The 15985-nt window shown below is 72.1% G+C and carries 15 protein-coding genes; 8 read left to right on the top strand and 7 right to left on the bottom strand.

Annotation, left to right across the window (positions count from 1 at the left end):
* Positions 1-196 precede the first annotated feature (196 nt).
* Genes QSK31_RS04520 through QSK31_RS04510 form a run of 3 tightly spaced genes read right to left on the bottom strand, consistent with a single transcriptional unit; the run spans position 197 to position 3356 of the window.
* Positions 197-1147: a VWA domain-containing protein gene (locus tag QSK31_RS04520; RefSeq protein WP_285681171.1), complete on the bottom strand. Its 951-nt coding sequence runs from the start codon at positions 1145-1147 to the stop codon at positions 197-199.
* Positions 1144-2229: a DUF58 domain-containing protein gene (locus QSK31_RS04515; RefSeq protein ID WP_502872907.1), complete on the bottom strand. Its 1086-nt coding sequence runs from the start codon at positions 2227-2229 to the stop codon at positions 1144-1146. Before QSK31_RS04515 ends, QSK31_RS04520 begins: the two co-directional genes overlap by 4 nt.
* On the bottom strand, positions 2211-3356 hold the full coding sequence (locus QSK31_RS04510) for an AAA family ATPase (RefSeq protein ID WP_285681167.1): 1146 nt from the start codon (positions 3354-3356) through the stop codon (positions 2211-2213). The genes QSK31_RS04515 and QSK31_RS04510 overlap by 19 nt, the downstream gene beginning before the upstream one ends.
* Positions 3357-3891: 535 nt before the next feature.
* On the opposite strand from QSK31_RS04510, the gene QSK31_RS04505 reads away from it, so the two are divergent.
* From QSK31_RS04505 to QSK31_RS04480, 6 genes are read left to right on the top strand one after another with little or no spacing between them, the layout of a single operon-like run.
* Positions 3892-4104, top strand: coding sequence for a hypothetical protein (locus QSK31_RS04505; protein WP_285681165.1), 213 nt, complete (start codon positions 3892-3894; stop codon positions 4102-4104).
* A 3-nt stretch (positions 4105-4107) separates the two neighbouring features.
* The gene (locus QSK31_RS04500) at positions 4108-4623 is read left to right on the top strand and encodes a PH domain-containing protein (RefSeq protein ID WP_285681164.1); all 516 of its coding nucleotides are present in this window, start codon (positions 4108-4110) and stop codon (positions 4621-4623) included.
* Complete coding sequence (locus tag QSK31_RS04495; RefSeq protein ID WP_502872898.1) at positions 4620-6203, top strand: PH domain-containing protein; 1584 nt, start codon at positions 4620-4622, stop codon at positions 6201-6203. Before QSK31_RS04500 ends, QSK31_RS04495 begins: the two co-directional genes overlap by 4 nt.
* Positions 6204-6213: 10 nt before the next feature.
* Positions 6214-6606, top strand: a complete 393-nt coding sequence (locus tag QSK31_RS04490) for a thioesterase family protein (protein WP_285681162.1) — start codon at positions 6214-6216, stop codon at positions 6604-6606.
* Between the two features lie 39 nt (positions 6607-6645).
* Entirely contained in the window at positions 6646-7221 is a 576-nt protein-coding gene (locus QSK31_RS04485) for a TetR/AcrR family transcriptional regulator (RefSeq protein WP_285681161.1), read from the top strand.
* 45 nt (positions 7222-7266) lie between these two features.
* The gene (locus QSK31_RS04480) at positions 7267-8391 is read left to right on the top strand and encodes a GDSL-type esterase/lipase family protein (RefSeq protein ID WP_285681159.1); all 1125 of its coding nucleotides are present in this window, start codon (positions 7267-7269) and stop codon (positions 8389-8391) included.
* A gap of 91 nt (positions 8392-8482) precedes the next feature.
* Here QSK31_RS04480 and QSK31_RS04475 read toward each other — a convergent pair whose 3' ends face one another.
* On the bottom strand, positions 8483-9421 hold the full coding sequence (locus QSK31_RS04475) for a carbohydrate kinase family protein (protein ID WP_285681158.1): 939 nt from the start codon (positions 9419-9421) through the stop codon (positions 8483-8485).
* 106 nt (positions 9422-9527) lie between these two features.
* Between QSK31_RS04475 and QSK31_RS04470 the strand changes: the two genes are divergently transcribed.
* A complete protein-coding gene (locus tag QSK31_RS04470) occupies positions 9528-10214 on the top strand; it encodes a superoxide dismutase family protein (RefSeq protein ID WP_285681156.1) in 687 nt (228 codons plus the stop codon).
* Positions 10215-10259: 45 nt separating this feature from the next.
* Positions 10260-11726, top strand: a complete 1467-nt coding sequence (locus QSK31_RS04465; protein ID WP_285681153.1) for an aminopeptidase P family protein — start codon at positions 10260-10262, stop codon at positions 11724-11726.
* A gap of 89 nt (positions 11727-11815) precedes the next feature.
* Here QSK31_RS04465 and QSK31_RS04460 read toward each other — a convergent pair whose 3' ends face one another.
* The 3 genes from QSK31_RS04460 to QSK31_RS04450 are packed head-to-tail and all read right to left on the bottom strand — an operon-like array spanning position 11816 to position 15974.
* Positions 11816-12262, bottom strand: coding sequence for a DUF6174 domain-containing protein (locus QSK31_RS04460; protein WP_285681151.1), 447 nt, complete (start codon positions 12260-12262; stop codon positions 11816-11818).
* A 10-nt stretch (positions 12263-12272) separates the two neighbouring features.
* Positions 12273-15563 (bottom strand): pullulanase-type alpha-1,6-glucosidase, encoded by a 3291-nt coding sequence (gene pulA, locus QSK31_RS04455; RefSeq protein WP_352244364.1) that lies wholly within the window; start codon positions 15561-15563, stop codon positions 12273-12275.
* A gap of 21 nt (positions 15564-15584) precedes the next feature.
* Entirely contained in the window at positions 15585-15974 is a 390-nt protein-coding gene (locus QSK31_RS04450) for a DUF6841 family protein (protein ID WP_285681149.1), read from the bottom strand.
* Positions 15975-15985 lie beyond the last annotated feature (11 nt).

Here is a 15985-nt window from a genome sequence, read left to right as displayed (position 1 = left end):
ATGCCCGTGGCCCGGTGCCGGTCGTGTGCGCCGCGACCACGGTGAGCGGGGTGCCGGCCGCGACGTGACGTGCGCGCTTTCCGAGAGCAGAAACCCTACGGAAGGTACGTCCGATGAGCCGATTCGTCGCGCCCCTCACCTTCACCATGGCAGCCGCCTGGGTGGTCATCGTCTTCGTGCTCGTGCACGGGAACAACTAAGGCAAGCGGGAAGTCCACAGCAGACTCATGGCGGCCGCCACCAGGCCGAAGAGCAGCGCGGCGCCCGCGTAGTACTGGGTTACCTCGCGGGCCTCCACCCGATGTCCGATCGAGGAGCCCATGTCCTCGTAGACCTTCTTGAGTTCGCTCACCGAGGCCGCCTCGTAGAAGTAGCCCTTGGTGGACTCCGCGAGCTGCTGCAGCGACAGCCGGTCGACCGGCACGCGCTGGAGCTGCCCGCGGATGTCCACCACGCCGGTGTCGGTGCCGAAGGCGATGGTCGAGACGGGCACGTTCGCCGCCAGGGCGGCCGCGCCGGCGTCCTCCACCGAGCGTCCGGACGTCCGGTATCCGTCGGAGAGCAGCACGATCCGGGCGGGCGGCGCGCCGTTCGCACCGTCGGCCGGAACGGTGCGGATCGCGTCCAGCGACGTGAACACCGCCTCGCCGGTCGCGGTCGCCTCGGCCAGGGTCAGCCCCTCGACCCCGGCGATCACCGCGGAGCGGTCCTTGGTCGGTGGCACGAGCACGTTCGCCGCCTTGGCGAAGGAGACCAGCCCGAGGTTGTACGTGGGCGGCAGCTCCTGCACGAACGCCTTGGCCGCCTCCTGGGCCGCCTCGAGGCGGTTGGGGGCCACGTCGTCGGCCTCCATCGACAGCGACACGTCGATGGCGAGCATGACGGTGGCGCGTTCCAGCGGCTGTTCCTTGTCCACCGACGGCCGGGCCATCGCGGTGCCCAGGGCGACGAGGCTGAGCAGGAACGCGCCGGCCGCCGCGTGCCGGCGCCAGCCCAGCCCGCGCGGGGCCAGCGTCTTCAACAGGTCGACGTTGGTGAAGCGCATCGCGTACGACCGCTTGCGGAACTGCCGCCAGACGTAGACCGCGGCGACCGCGATCACCGGCAGCAGGGCGAGCAGCCAGATCGGTTGCAGGAAACGGATCATCGTGTGGTCCCCCGGGTGCGTGCGTGTCGCTGGGCGGCGACGAATCGGACCGTGTCCAGGAGCCAGTCGGTGTCGGTGCGCAGCCGCAGGTGCGCCGCGCCGGCCGCGCGCAACGCCCGGGCGATCGCGCCCCGCTGTTCACCGGCCGCCTCCGCGTAGCGCTGGCGCAGTGACGGGTCGGCGGTCTGCACCTCGTGCAACTCGCCGGTCTCGGGGTCGGCCAGGGTGAGCACGCCGACGTCGGGAAGTTCCAGCTCGCGCGGGTCGACGACCTCGATGGCCAGGACGTCGTGCCGCACGCCGAGCTTGCGGATCGGGCGCGACCACGAGTCGACCGGCGCGAGGAAGTCGGAGATGACCACGGCGACACCCCGCCGGCGCGGTGGTCGGTTGAGCTTGTCGATCAGCTCACCCAGGTCGGTGCGTCCGGGCCTGATCTGAGTACGGGCGACAGCCCGCAACAGTCCCTGTGCTTCCTTGCGCCCCGGCCGGGCCGGCATCCGCACGATGCCGTCGACCGAGTGCTCGACGCGAGGCGAGTGCTCGGCCTGAGGAGTGGGTGCGGGGGTACGCCGCCAGCGGCCGAAACCACGCGGCGACTTCCAGGCCGGCTCCCGGGCCGGCGTGCCGGTGCCCGTACCCACCACCGCGCCGATCCGGTTGCCGCCGCGCACCGTCAGGTGGGCCATCGCGGCCGCCGCAGCGATCACCAGGTCGCTCTTGAGCCACTGCGCGGTGCCGAAGGCCAGGCTGGCGGACAGGTCGATGGCCATCCAGGTCTCCAGCTCGCGGTCGGCCACGGTACGCCGGACGTGCGGCGTCGTGGTCCGCGCGGTGACCGGCCAGTCCATCCGCCGGACGTCGTCGCCGGCGCGGTACTCCCGGGACTCGCCCGCCTCGCTGCCGGGGCCGGGCAGCAGGCCCGCATAGTCGCCCTGGAGCAGACCGTCGAGCTTGCGCGTGACCAGGAGTTGCAACCGGGACAGGACGGCCTCGGCCCGGGCGGTCCCACCGTCGGTGGCCGCCGGGAGCCCGGAGGTTGGCAGTCCAGCGCCGGCTTGGGTCATTGCTGGCCTGGCCAGACGTTCCCGGGCTGATGCTGGTGCGGCTGCTGGTGTTCGGCCGGCGCGGCAGGCACCGCGGAGGCCGGCGCTCCGGAGTCGGGCTGGTGGCCGTTCGGCGTGGCGCCCTGACGGGACGCGACGGACGGCATCGGGACGCTCTGCATGATCCGGCCGACGATGTGGTCGGCCGGGACGTCGTCGGCGAGCGCGTCGTAGCTGAGCACCAGCCGGTGGCGCAGGATGTCCGGCACGACGTCCTGGAGGTCTTGCGGCAGCGCGTAGTCGCGGCCGCGGAGCAGGGCCAGCGCCCGGGTGGCCCGGACGATGCCGAGCGAGGCACGCGGGCTGGCGCCGTACTGCACGAGCTGTGCCACGTCGGGCATGCCGTGCTGCGCCGGGGCGCGGGTGGCCAGCACCAGCCGGACCGTGTAGTCGACCAGCGCGTTGTGGACGAACACCTGGTCGGCGCGGCGCTGCAGGGCGATCAGGTCGGCCGGGGTGAAGACCGGTTTCGGCTCGGGCGGGCTGACGCCCATCCGGTAGACGATCTCCCGCTCCTCGGCATCGGTCGGGTAGCCGACCAGGATCTTCATCAGGAACCGGTCGCGCTGCGCCTCGGGCAGCGGGTAGACACCCTCCTGCTCGATCGGGTTCTGCGTGGCCATCACCAGGAACGGGTCGGGCACGGAGTGGCTCTCGCCGCCGATCGACACCTGGTGCTCGGCCATCACCTCGAGCAGCGCCGACTGCACCTTGGCCGGCGCCCGGTTGATCTCGTCGGCGAGCAGGAAGTTGACGAACACCGGGCCGAGCTCGACGTCGAACTTCTCACTCGACTGCCGGTAGATGCGGGTGCCGACGATGTCGGCGGGCACCAGGTCGGGCGTGAACTGAACCCGGGAGAACGTGCCGCCGACGACGGTGGCCAGCGTCTCCACGGCCAGGGTCTTGGCGACGCCGGGGACGCCCTCGATCAGGCAGTGGCCGCGGGCCAGAAGCGCGACGAACATCCGCTCGACCATCCGGTCCTGGCCCACGATGACCCGCTTCACCTCGAACATCGCACGCTCGAGCTGGGTGGCGTCCTCGGCCGGGGTCACCGGCGTCGAGCTGGTCTGGATCTCGGGCGTGGTCGGCTGGGCCACCGGTCCTCCGAAGCGGGTCTGTTGGCGTGCCGGCTCACGTGCCGGCCCCCAAGACTTACATGAGCATCCTGAGAGCGTACGGGCAGGCGGTGTTTACGCGCCGGGCGGCGGACTCGCCATAGACCAAAGGAGTCGATCTTTCTGCGCGATACGCCGGAACTCCCAGGCCGCCGGGGCTGGACGAGCCAGCGGATCACCCGTGTAAGATTCATGGTGTCGCCGGGCGACTTCCCCCGTGGTCGCCCGGCGCTCAAGCCTCCGGCCCTGTGTCTGCATAAAGCGCAGACCAGGGCCTTTCGCATGTTTACTTTGGGGGCCAAGCCCCCAGACCCCTGCTGGGGCCTAGCCCCAGACCCCGAACTCCTGCCGGGGCTGTCCACAGACCCCGGCCCCTGCCGGGGCTGTCCACAGACCCCGACCCCTGCCGGGGCTGCCCACAGACCCCTACCCCTGCCGGGGCTGCCCCCATCCCTGCTCGGGCCAAGCCTCAGAGTGCTGGGTGGGGCGGGCTGCGAGCCCGGCCTATGGTTGGTGGGTGGTTGAGGCCGATGTCCAGTGCAGCGCCAAGGGTTGCCGTGCGTCGGCGGCCTGGCGGCTGCTGTGGCAGAACCCCAAGATCCATGTCGGCGACCGGCGCAAAACGTGGCTGGCCTGCGATGATCACCGTCAATCGCTCGGCGACTTTTTGGACGCCCGCGGCTTCCTGCGCGAGGTGCAGCCGTTCTCGCCGCTATCTCCTAGGCTTTAGGGCGTGACTGAGCCCACGCGCACGGAGGTCGTCGATCCCCTCGAGCCGTGGCCCGAGGCGGTCGAGTGGCGGTCCGTCTCACCCAAGCTGATCACTGTGGAGCTGATCAGCCGCGGCATCCTCCTGATCATCGTGATGGCCGGGCTGGTGGTCGGCTGGATGGCCAGCGACTTCTGGCTCTTCCCGGTGCTGATGGCCGCCAGCGTGCTGCTCGCGGGCTGGCGGGCGATCATCACGATCCGCGCCGTCAAGGCTTGGGGGTACGCCGAGCGCGACCATGACCTGCTGGTCAGGCACGGCCTGCTGATCCGCCGGTTGTCCATCGTCCCGTACGCCCGCATGCAGTACGTGGACGTGACCGCCGGCCCGTTGGAGCGGGCGTTCGGCCTGGCCACCGTCCAGTTGCACACGGCCGCCGCGGCCAGCGACGCCAGAATCCCGGGCCTGGCGCCGGTGGAGGCGTCCCGGCTGCGCGACCGGCTGACCGCGCTCGGCGAGGACCGGGCCGAGGGCCTGTGACCACCGACGCGCAGCCCGACCCGCGATCCCGGCCCGCGCCGACGCAGGACGCGCCGCACCCCCAGCCCGCGTTGGCCGAGGAGGAGCCGCGCCGCCGGTTGCATCCGCTGAGCCCGCTGCTGCACGGCGCCAAGTCGCTCGTCGTGATCGTGGTCGGCCTCTCCTGGCAGACCCTCGCCCAGATCGGCTTCGAGAAGTTCGCGCTCGTCGTCCTCGGCCTCGCCGTCGCCGTGGTGATCTTCTCGCTGATCAACTGGCTGAACACCGGCTACCACGTGGTCGGCAAGGAACTGCGGATCCAGGACGGGTTGCTCTGGCGGCGCAACCGGGCCATCCCGCTGGAGCGGCTCCAGGCGGTGGAGTTGCGCCGGCCGCTGCTGGCGCAGCTGACCGGCCTGGCCGAGCTGCGGCTCGAGGTGGTCGGCGGCGGCAAGACCGAGGCGCCACTGGCCTATTTGACGGTACGGGACGCCGCCGCCCTCCGTGAGCGGCTGCTGGCGCTCGCCGGGCGTACCCCGGCCGGCGAGGCCGTGACGACGCCCGGAGTGACCGGCGCACCCGCCCTTGAACGCCCCCTGCTCCGCGTGCGCAACCGCGACGTCGTGATCAGCCAGCTGCTCACCCCGCAGGCGTTCCTGCTGCCGTTCGGTGTGGCGTTCGTTGTCATGCAGTTCGTGGTGGAGGGCGCCTGGACGTTCATCGGCATCGCGTCCACGTTCACCGCGATGGCCGGTGTGCTGCTCCAGCCGGTGCGCCGGGTCCTCCAGGACTGGGACTTCCGGCTGGCCCGGGACGCCGGCGGCCGCCTGGTGGTGCGCTACGGCCTGCTGGAGACCCGCAGCCAGGTGGTGCCGCTGAACCGGGTGCAGTCGGTGGGCGTGACCTGGCCGCTGCTCTGGCGCCGCAAGCACTGGCTGCATCTGCGACTGGACATCGCCGGGTACGCCGGGCCGCAGGGCAACGGCAACGACAAGCGCTCCGACCGGCTGCTTCCGGTCGGCGACAACGACACCGCCCGCGCCCTGATCGGGGACGTCCTGCCCGGCGTCGACCTCCTCGCGCTGCCCACCACGCCTCCACCGGACCGGGCACGCGTGCTGCACCCGTTCGCGTTGCGCCGCTACGGCGCCGGGCTCACGCCGGAGGTGTTCGTCACGCGCTGGGGGCGGCTCACCCGGCAGATGTCGCTCGTTCCGTACGCCCGCCTGCAGAGCGTCCGCGTGATCCAGGGGCCGGTGCAGCGCCGGCTCGGGCTGGCCACGGTCTACGCCGACACGGCCGGGGGCCGGGCCGGGGTGGCGCACGACCGCGACCTCGGCGAAGCCTGGACCCTCGCGCACGAGCTGGCCACCCGCGCCCGTCAGGCCCGCGGCCCGGCGCCGCTGGTGACCGGCGAGATCGCCCCGGACGCGGCCGCCGCACCCATGGACTCGGCCGCCGCACCCGCGAACTCGCCGACCGCACCCGTGGACGTGCCGGTTGCGGACCGTGCCGTTCCTTCGCCGGGTGAGGCACCGCCGGGTGAGGTACCGCCGGATGACGACGACGTGTGGAAGCGACCCGGAGAGGCGCGTCCCTAGAATCACCGGCATGGAATTTCCGGAGTTCGCCCCGGGCCTCAGCGCCAAGCTGGAGCTGACGGTCACCGACGCCGACACCGCGCAGGCTCTCGGCTCCGGCGATGTGCCGGTGCTCGGCACGCCGCGGGTGCTGGCGCTGGCCGAGGCGGCGACGGTCGCGGCCACCGCCCGGCAGATCCCCGGCGGTGTCACCACGGTCGGCACCCGCGCCGAGGTCGAGCACCGCGCCCCTACGCCGCTCGGTCGCACGGTCACCGCGACCGCCACCCTGGCGAAGGTGGACGGCCGCAAGCTGACCTTCGACGTGACCGTCCGGGACGGCGACCAGATCGTCGCCGAGGTCCGCGTCGAGCGGGTCATGCTCGACCGCCAGCGCTTCATCGAACGAGCCACCGGGTCATAAGCATTTGCCTAAAGGTGTTAGGCAAAGTATGAATGCCTTATGGCACGTGCGGGTCTCACCACGGACAAGCTCGTCACGGCCGGCGCGGAGCTGGCCGACGAGGTGGGCTTCGAGCACGTCACCGTGTCCGCGGTGGCGCGGCGCTTCGACGTCAAGGTGGCCAGCCTCTATTCGCATCTGAGCGGCTCGGACGACCTGCGGACCCGGATCACCCTGCTCGCCCTGGCCGAGATGGCCGACCGGGTGGCCGCTGCCCTGGCCGGTCGCTCCGGCAAGGACGCGCTGGCCGCCGCGGCGAACGTCTACCGCGACTACGCCCACGAGCACCCCGGCCGCTACGTGGCCGCTCAGCAGCCGCTCGACCACGAGACGGCGATGGCGAGCGCCGGCCCGCGGCACGCGGCGATGACGCTGGCCATCCTGCGCGGCTACGACCTGCCCGAGTCCGAGCAGGTGCACGCGGTCCGGCTGCTCGGCAGCGTCTTCCACGGCTACGTGCGGCTGGAGCTGGGCGGCGCTTTCGACCACAGCAGTCCCGGCTCCGACGAGAGCTGGCCACGCGTCCTCGACGCCATCGACGTCACGCTTCGCAACTGGCCCCCGACTGCCGCCTGACGAGGGCAACTGGCCTCGACCGGCCCCGACGAAGGAAGGCTGACCATGGAAAACCTGGTGAAGGGCGCCGCCGAGCTGGAGCGCACGCCCGAGGGTCTGGTGCCGCACCGGCTGCCGGCCTGGGCCCGCGCCCAATGCCCCGACCCGCAGCTCGCGATGGTGGAGAGCCAACCTTCCGGGGTACGCCTGGCGTTCCGCACCCGCGCGACGACGATCGAGCTCGCCACCGTGCGGACGGTGATCGTCCTCGCCGGCGTCCCGGCCCGCCCGGACGGCATCTTCGACCTGGTCGTGGACGGCACCCTGGTGGCGCGGTCGACCGCGACCGGCGGCAACCGGGTGACCATCGACATGGCCACCGGCAGCACCACGGCCACGCCCGGCCCGGCCCACACCGCGCGTTTCGCCGACCTGCCCCCGGGCGAGAAGGATGTCGAGATCTGGCTGCCGTACCAGGAGACGACCGCGCTCGTGGACCTGCGGGCGGATGCTCCGGTCGAGCCGATGCCGGACCGCGGCCGCCGGGTGTGGCTGCACCACGGCAGCTCGATCAGCCACGGTTCGAACGCGGCGAGCCCGACGGCGATCTGGCCGGCCCGGGCCGCGGCGGCGACCGGTGTCGAGCTGGTCAACCTGGGGCTGGGCGGCAGCGCGCTGCTCGACCCGTTCACCGCCCGGGTCATGCGGGACACCCCGGCCGACCTGATCAGCGTGAAGATCGGGATCAACGTCGTGAACGCCGACCTGATGCGCCGCCGCGCGTTCGGCCCGGCGGTGCACGGCTTCCTGGACACGATCCGGGAGGGCCACCCGGGCACGCCGCTGCTCGTGGTGTCGCCGATCTGGTGCCCGATCCACGAGGAGACGCCGGGGCCGGGCGACTTCGACCTGGCCGCGCTGGCCGAGGGCAGGATGCGTTTCCGGGCGACGGGCGACCCGGCCGAGGTCGCGCGCGGCAAGCTCACGCTGGGCGTGATCCGCGAGGAGCTGGCCCGGGTCGTGGCGCAGCGCTCCCCCGGCGATCCGCACCTGAGCTATCTGGACGGCCGCGAGCTGTACGGCCCGGACGACTACGCCGAGCTGCCGCTGCCCGACGAGCTGCACCCGGACGACGCGACCCACGCCCGGATCGCCGACCGCTTCGCCAAGCAGGGCTGGCTGACGTCCTGAATCAGGGCGGCCTGAGTCCTGAATCGTGGATCACCCGAGTGCGATGCGGGGCCCTGGGTGATCCACGAGACAGGACTCAGGCCTGAATCGGCTAGAGGAGGGCGCCCCAGCGGGCGGTGAGCTCCTCCTGGGTGGGCATGGCCACCGCTCCGCCGTGGCGTTCGCAGACCAGGCCGGCCACGGCGAGCGCGAAGCGGACGTTGCGTTCCCAGCCGCCCAGGTCGGCGGGCACCCCGTCGGCGAGCAGGCGGCGGATCAGCGCGCCCATCACCGAGTCGCCCGCGCCGGTGGCGTCCACCGCGTTCACCGCGGGGGCGGGCAGCATGGTGCCGCCGCCGGCGACCGCCGCGTACGCGCCCTGGGAGCCGCAGGTGACGACGACCGCCTTGGCGCCCATCTTGAGGATCCGCTCGGCGGCCGCGGGCGCCGCGGCGCCGTCGTAGAGTACCTCGGCGTCGGCCAGGCTCAGCTTGACCAGGTCGGCGGTGGCGAAGAACTCCTCGGCCAGCTCCCGCTGCGTGTCCACGGCGGCCTGGTCGGGCAGCAGCGTCGGCCGGACGTTGGGGTCGAAGACGCGCAGCGGGCCCTCGACCCGCCAGGCGGCCCGGGCTGCCTGGCGGAACGGTTCGCGGAGCAGGCAGATCGAGCCGGCGTAGACGACGTCCGCGCCGGCGAGCAGGCCGGTGTCCAGGTCGGCGGCTTCGAGCAGGGCGTACGAGGGCGGCTCGCCGTAGAACGTGAAGGTCGGTTCGGCGCCCTCGAACGTCGTCACCGCGAGCGTGGTCGGCACCTGAACCCGCTTGAGCAGGCGGGTGCCGACGCCGGTGGTGCGCAGGAACTGGGCTATCCGGTCGCCGAGGATGTCGCTGCCGAGCGTGCCGGCGAACTGGACGTCGCCGCCGAGCCGGGTGACGCCGACCGAGACGTTCAGCGGCGCGCCACCGATCGCCTGGCGGTAGATGAGTTCGCCGTCCCGGTCGGTTTCCAACAGGTCGACCAGCGACTCACCGAGCACCACCGCATAGCCCATCAATGACCTCCCGAAACCCGCGCGACATCTGACCATCAGCCTCGCGTCCGGACGGCGAGAAAGCCAGATGCGTGTCCTTTACGCCCGGGTTTGACATGATTATCGGATGCGTCGCCTGTCGATTGTCGTCCTGCCAGCACTGATCACCGCGGTGACGGGATGCGCGGCGAACCCGACCGCGCCCGTCGCGATCCCCGGTGAGTCACCCACCCCGCGCCCGGCCATGAGCCCGACCCTGTTCGGCCTGCCCGCAGGCGAACCGAGCGAGGGCGCGTCGATGTTCGGGGCGGAGAACATGAGCGCGCCGGACGCCATGGCCAAGGGCACCTTCGATCCCAAGGGCAACACCGCCATCACGTACGAGCCACGCATCGTCCCGGCCGGGTCGACCGCTCAGGTCATGGTGACCCGGGTGGCGGGCGGGATGCAGGTACGGCTGGCGGTGACCGGGATGCTGCCGCGGCGCACCTACGGCGCGCATCTGCACACCAAGCCGTGCGTGCCCGCCGCGCCGGCCGGCGCCGGGCCGCACTACCAGCACAACCCGGACCCCAAGGCGTCCGCGTCGCCGCCCTCGGTCGACCCGTCCTACGCGAACCCGCGCAACGAGGTGTGGCTGGACTTCACCGCCGACCGGATCGGCGCGGCCACCACCACGGCCGTGCTGCCGTGGTCGTTCGACGAGCTCAAGCCGCCGCGCTCGGTCGTCGTGCACAGCTCGCGTACGCGTACCGAAGAAGGTTTTGCCGGCACCGCCGGAGACCGGGTGGCGTGCCTGACGCTGCCCGGCTGAAAGCCGGTACGGTCAGAGGTGGACCGAGACGGGAGGACCCCCAGCATGTCCGAGCAGCAACAGCCGAGCCAGTCCAAGACCGAGAGCCACGATCCGGACTACCCCGAGGCTTTCCTGAATTTCATGCGGACCGGCTGGCGGGATGACGCTCTGGCCGTGACGCCGCTGGCCGAGGGCCCGCACTACGCCAAGCGGCGGGCGGCGCTCTCCGACGCGTTCCCGGGCGAGACGCTGATCATCCCGAGCGGCGTGGAGAAGGTGCGGGCCAACGACACCGAGTACCACTTCCGCCCCGGCAGCGACCTGGTCTACCTGACCGGCGACCGCGACCCGGACAGCGTGCTCGTGCTCAAGCCCACCGGCTCCGGGCACGACGCGGTGCTCTACACCCGCGAGCGGAACTCCAAGGAGACCGACGCGTTCTTCCGCAGCCGCGACGGCGAGCTGTGGATCGGGCGGACGCACACCCTGACCGAGAAGTCGACCGAGCTGGGCCTCGAGACGGCACCGTACCCGGCTCTGGGCCGCGCCCTGGCCGAGTGTGCGCCGGCCCGCACCCGGGTGCTGCGCGGGCTGGCCCCGGCGGTGGACCGGGCGATCCTGCCGTACGAACCGGATCCGGTGCTCCGCCGCGACCGTGAGCTGGCCCGGGTGATCTCCGAGCTCAAGCTGGTCAAGGACGAGTGGGAGATCGGGCAGCTGCAGGACGCGATCGACGCCACCGTGCGCGGTTTCGAGGATGTCGCCCGCGTCCTGCCGGCCGACCGCTCGGTCAAGGAGCGCCTGCTGGAGGGCGTGTTCAACCTGCGCGCCCGGCACGACGGCAACGACGTCGGCTACAGCTCGATCGTCGGCAGCGGCGCGCACGCGACGATCCTGCACTGGGTGCGGAACACCGGCGTGACCCAGCCGGGCGAGCTGCTCCTGATGGACATGGGCGTCGAGGGACACAACTTCTACACCGCCGACGTGACCCGCACGGTGCCCGTCTCCGGCACGTTCACCCCGCTGCAGAGGCAGGTGTACGACATCGTGCACGCGTCGCAGCAGGCCGGCATGGACTACATCCGGCCCGGTGTGGTGCACCGCGACGTGCACCAGGTCTGCATGCGGGTGCTCGCCGAGGGCCTGCACGACCTGGGTCTGCTGCCGGTGAGCGTGGACGAGGCGATGGAGAAGACGTCGACGGTGTACCGGCGCTGGACGCTGCACGGCTTCGGCCACATGCTCGGCATCGACGTGCACGACTGCGCGGCGGCCCGCAAGGAGAAGTACACCGACGGGCCGCTGGGCGAGGGCTATGTGCTGACGGTGGAGCCGGGCCTGTACTTCCAGCCGGAGGACGACCTGGTCCCCGAGGAACTGCGCGGCATCGGCGTCCGCATCGAAGACGACGTGCTGGTCACCGAGGACGGCTGCAAGAACCTCTCGGCTGGGCTACCGCGCAGTTCCGACGAGGTGGAGAAGTGGCTGGCCGCGCAGCGCGAGGCCGGCCCCCGACTCCCGGAGTAAGGCAGCCGCCGGGCCGCGCCCGCCACGAGCGGGCGCGGGCCGGCGCAAACGGACGCGGGCGCGGGCGGCCGGTGCCCGCCGGCGCGGGACTACTGCGGGGCGTACTCGCTGATCTTGAAGCAGGTCGCCCCGCCGTTCTCCTCCTCGGCCCGGTTGATGACCACCGACGTGGGGTGGCCGTCGGCCGGGTCGTGGGTGGTGGTCGCGTCGGCGCCGTCGTCGATCGCGGTCTGCACCGCCTCCAGCATGCCGCCGAGCGAGGGGACCTCGACCTCTTCCTCACCCTCGGTGGCCTTGCCGTCGGTGCGCTCGGTCTTGGCGATCTCGCCACCGGCCACCGTGATCTTGAACTTTCCCGTCGAGGTGGTGCCGTCGCAGGTGCGGTCGGCCACGAAGGAGTAGTTCGGCGGCTCGGTCCACGGCGGCGGCGATCCGGCCGTGGTGGCCGGCGGCTGCGGCGCCGGCTCGTCCTCGGACGTACAACCGGTGAGGGCCAGCGCGGTCGCGGCCGCGACGATGAGGAACTTTCGGGTCACCGGCGGGACTCTAGCGAGTGGAAGCCAGAGCCGGCGTGAGCGGGGCGACGAACACCGCGACGGTGCGGGCGGGGACGGTCAGGACGCCGGCCGCGGCGGACGCCGTCCGGACCAGCGGGTCGGCCGAAGCAGCCAGGTCGGGGTGCGGGCGCAGGTCGTCGGCAACGTCGGGGAGCGTCTGCACGGTCGGGGACGAGGTGGCGTTGAAGACGACCACGAGCTGCCGCCAATCCGGGTCCAGCCCGGTCGCGTCCAGCGCCATCACGATCACCCCGGGCGTCTCCCCCGGCCCGCCCAGCGGGAAGCTCACCCGCCGCTGCACCTCCTCGGCCGTCGGCAGCCCGAAGACCGGCGACGACCGGCGGATCCGCAGCAGCTCCCGGTAACGCTCGGCGGCCATCTCGACGATGTCCGGCGGCGGCACCAGCGCCGGGTCGGCGAGCAGCGGCCGGGCCAGGTGCCACACCCGCGAGTTGTCCGGCGCCGGCGGCAGGCCCGCCCCGAAGCCGTTGCCCTCGGCCGGATCCCAGCGGATCTGGTTGAACCAGTCCCCCGAGTCGTACGAGTTGCGGTCCAGCGACTTGGACCGCAGCCGCTCGCTGCCCAGCGCGATGAACCCGACGCCCTGACTGAGCACGACCGTGGACAGCGCCAGGATCTGCATCCGGGCGCGGTCCTCGACGCTCAGGGAGTGCGGCAGCTTGTACGCCATCGCGTCGTACAGGATCTCGTTGTCGTGCGCGTCCACGTAGATCACCGACTCGCCGGGCGCCGCCGCGTACCCGCTCGGCGCGCCGTGATAGCCGACCTGCGACCCGGACAGCTCCTCGCCGGTGTGCGTGACGAACCGGTACGCCGCCAGCCCGCCGGCCAGCCCCACCTTGATCGAGTCGTGCAGCCACAGCGGGGTGCGCGAGCCCAGCCCGGACGCGAAGCCCTGCACGGTCGGGTCGCCGTGCGCGCTGCCACCCCGCACGGCGTCGCGGAGCCGGTCGTTGAACGTGCCGATGCCGGTGCCGGCCATGTTCACCTGGGTGGCCTGCGCGAACCGGGCGTCGTACGCCACCTCGCCGAAGTTCCAGCCCTCGCCGTACAGATAGATGTCCTTGCCGTTGACGCCTTCCACGTCGGCCGTCAGATGGTCCAGCGCGACCCGCACCTCGAGGATGTTGGCCCGCGGATGGTGACCCATCAGGTCGAAGCGGAAGCCGTCCACCTTGTAGTCGCGCGCCCAGGTGACCACCGAGTCGACCACCAGCCGGCCCATCATCATGTGCTCGGGAGCGGTGTTCGAGCAGCAGGTGGACTCGGCGACCGTGCCGTCGGCGAGCAGCCGGTGGTAGTAGCCGGGCACGACCCGGTCGAGCACGCTCATCCGGTGCAGGCCGTCGGCCATCGTGTGGTTGTAGACGACGTCCATGACCACGCGCAGCCCGGCGGCGTTCAGCGCGGCCACCATCTCGCGGAACTCGCGGATCCGGGCGGGGCCCTCCGGTTGCACCGCGAAGCTGCCCTCGGGCGCGGTGTAGTGCCACGGGTCGTAGCCCCAGTTCCAGCCGTCCGCGGCGGCGACGGCCAGCACCGCTCGCTGCTGCTCGGCCGAGTCCGGCGGCAAGGACGCCAGATCACACTGGGGTACGGCCTGGTCGGCCCTGCGGTCCGGCACGGTGGAGAAGTCGAACGCGGGCAGCAGGTGCAGGTGGCTCAGCCCCGCGTCGGCCAGCGAGCGCAGGTGGCGCATCCCGGCCGAGTCGGCGGCGAACGCGGCGTACGTGCCACGCTGCTCCGGCGGCACGGTCGCGTCGGCGATCGAGAACTCGCGGACCGACACCTCGGCGATCTGCATCCGGGCCGGTTCCACGGCCGGCGGCTTGACCAGGGTGTCCCAGCCGGGCGGGGCGAGGGCCGGGTCGGCCAGGTCGGCGATCAGGCTGTGGGTGGAGTCGACGGCCAGACCCACCGAGTACGGGTCGGTCACGCTCGTGGTGACCACCCGCTGCGCCGCCGGGTGCCACGCCTCGACCCGGTAGCGGTAGTAGCGGCCGAGCCACTTGCGCTTGCCGGCGATCGACCAGACGCCGGTCACCGGGTCGCGGTCCATCGGCAGCACCTTGGGGTCGCTGCCGGGCGTCTTGAACAGTTCCAGCGACACCGTCCGGGCGGTCGGCGCCCACACCGACAGCACCGGCTTCTCCTCGTCCGTCAGCGGGCCGAGGGGCGCCTCCCGGGCGTCGGCGTAGAGGTCGTCCAGCACCCCGGGCAGCTGCACGCCGGTCAGAACCGTGAGCCGGCCGTCGTCGTCGCGCCCGGCGAGCAGCAGCTGGCCGCGCAACAGCTCTCCCAGCGACCTCGCGCCCAGCTCGCGGACGGCGAACGCGGCGTAGGCGCGCAGGTGCGGGAACTTGATGCTCTGCGACTGGAACAGCCCGCCCGGGCGCGGGGTGAGCGAGAGCGTGCTGTGCTCGCCGGTCAGGTCGCCGCCGTCCCGCCGCAGGCCGCCGTCCGGGGCCGCGATCAGGGCGAAGGTGCGGGCTCGTGCGGCGAGCTCGGCCGGTAACGCGATGGTGGTGCGGTCGGCGAAGACGGCGAGGGACCGGGCCGGGTCGAGCTCGGGTCCGAGGGTACGCAGGGCCGGCCGCAGGGGCGCCCGTTCGCCCGCCAGCAGCCACACCTCGCGGCACCCGGTCAGGTCGAGGCGCTGGTCGTCGGGCAGGTCCTTGTGGTCGCCGTGGTGCAGCACGAAGCGCAGCCCGACGGCGTCCGGCCGGACCGGCACCCGGAACACCGCGCCGAAGTCGTCATGCGAGAGCGCGCTCAGCGGCGTACCCCAGTCGGGTTTCGACCTGGTGCCCTCCCAGGCGTGGAGGCCCCACCCGCCGTAGTCCCCACCCGGCCGGCGGTAGTGGATGACCACCTCGCCGGGATGGTCCGGCGCGGGCATCGGTGGCTCGGTGACGACCGTGACGTCACCCTCGGTGAGCCAGATCTCCGGGCTCACCCCCGGGTCGACGAGCCGGTCCTCTCCCACGTCCTTGGCGCCGGTGCGGTCCACGACCAGGAAGCCGATCTCGCGGGCGTCGTCGGACAGCCGCACCCAGGCGAAGCGGCCCCACTCGTCCACGCCGGCGAACGGGTGCCCGCCCGGGAAGCCGGTCATCTCGCCCGCAGCGATGTCACCCCACGCGTGCAACGCCCACGCCGAGTAGTCGCCGTCGGCGCGCCGATAGTGCACGACGAGCCATTGCGGCCTGCTCAGATGCTGATGCGTACGGGCCGGGATGATCTCGGTCGTGGTGGTCACCTGGCCACTATCGTCGATTCCTCACCGCGTCGCGATCACCGTGGTGATTCGTGGCCCATCGGTGTCCGCCCTGACCAGGTATCGGTAACTCTCGCCCGGGACGGCGCCGCCGGAGGAGTCGAGGTACTCCCACTCCACCGCCACCATCGCCAGCGCGCTGGTCAGTCGCTGCACGTCCAGGATCTGGGCGTGCGCCGCGACGATCTGCTGCTCCTGGTACGCCGGGGCGGCGCCGAGGAAGGACAGCGCCACCGCGGCCGGAGAGGCGAACGTGAAACTGTACGTATCCGCCACCACCATCCCCGGCAACGCGTAGCAGTTCGCGACCGCCGATACGTCGCCCCTGGTCAGGGCCGAGCCGTACCGATCGAAGAAGTCGGTGAGGTGGTCCAGATCCGTGATGGCCTTCACGGAACGCGATG

Origin of the sequence: Actinoplanes sp. NBRC 103695, from assembly GCF_030269485.1 — a bacterium.
GTDB lineage: Bacteria > Actinomycetota > Actinomycetes > Mycobacteriales > Micromonosporaceae > Actinoplanes.
The sequence above is the reverse complement of the archived record's forward strand: the minus strand, read 5'-3'. Positions and strand labels throughout refer to the sequence as shown.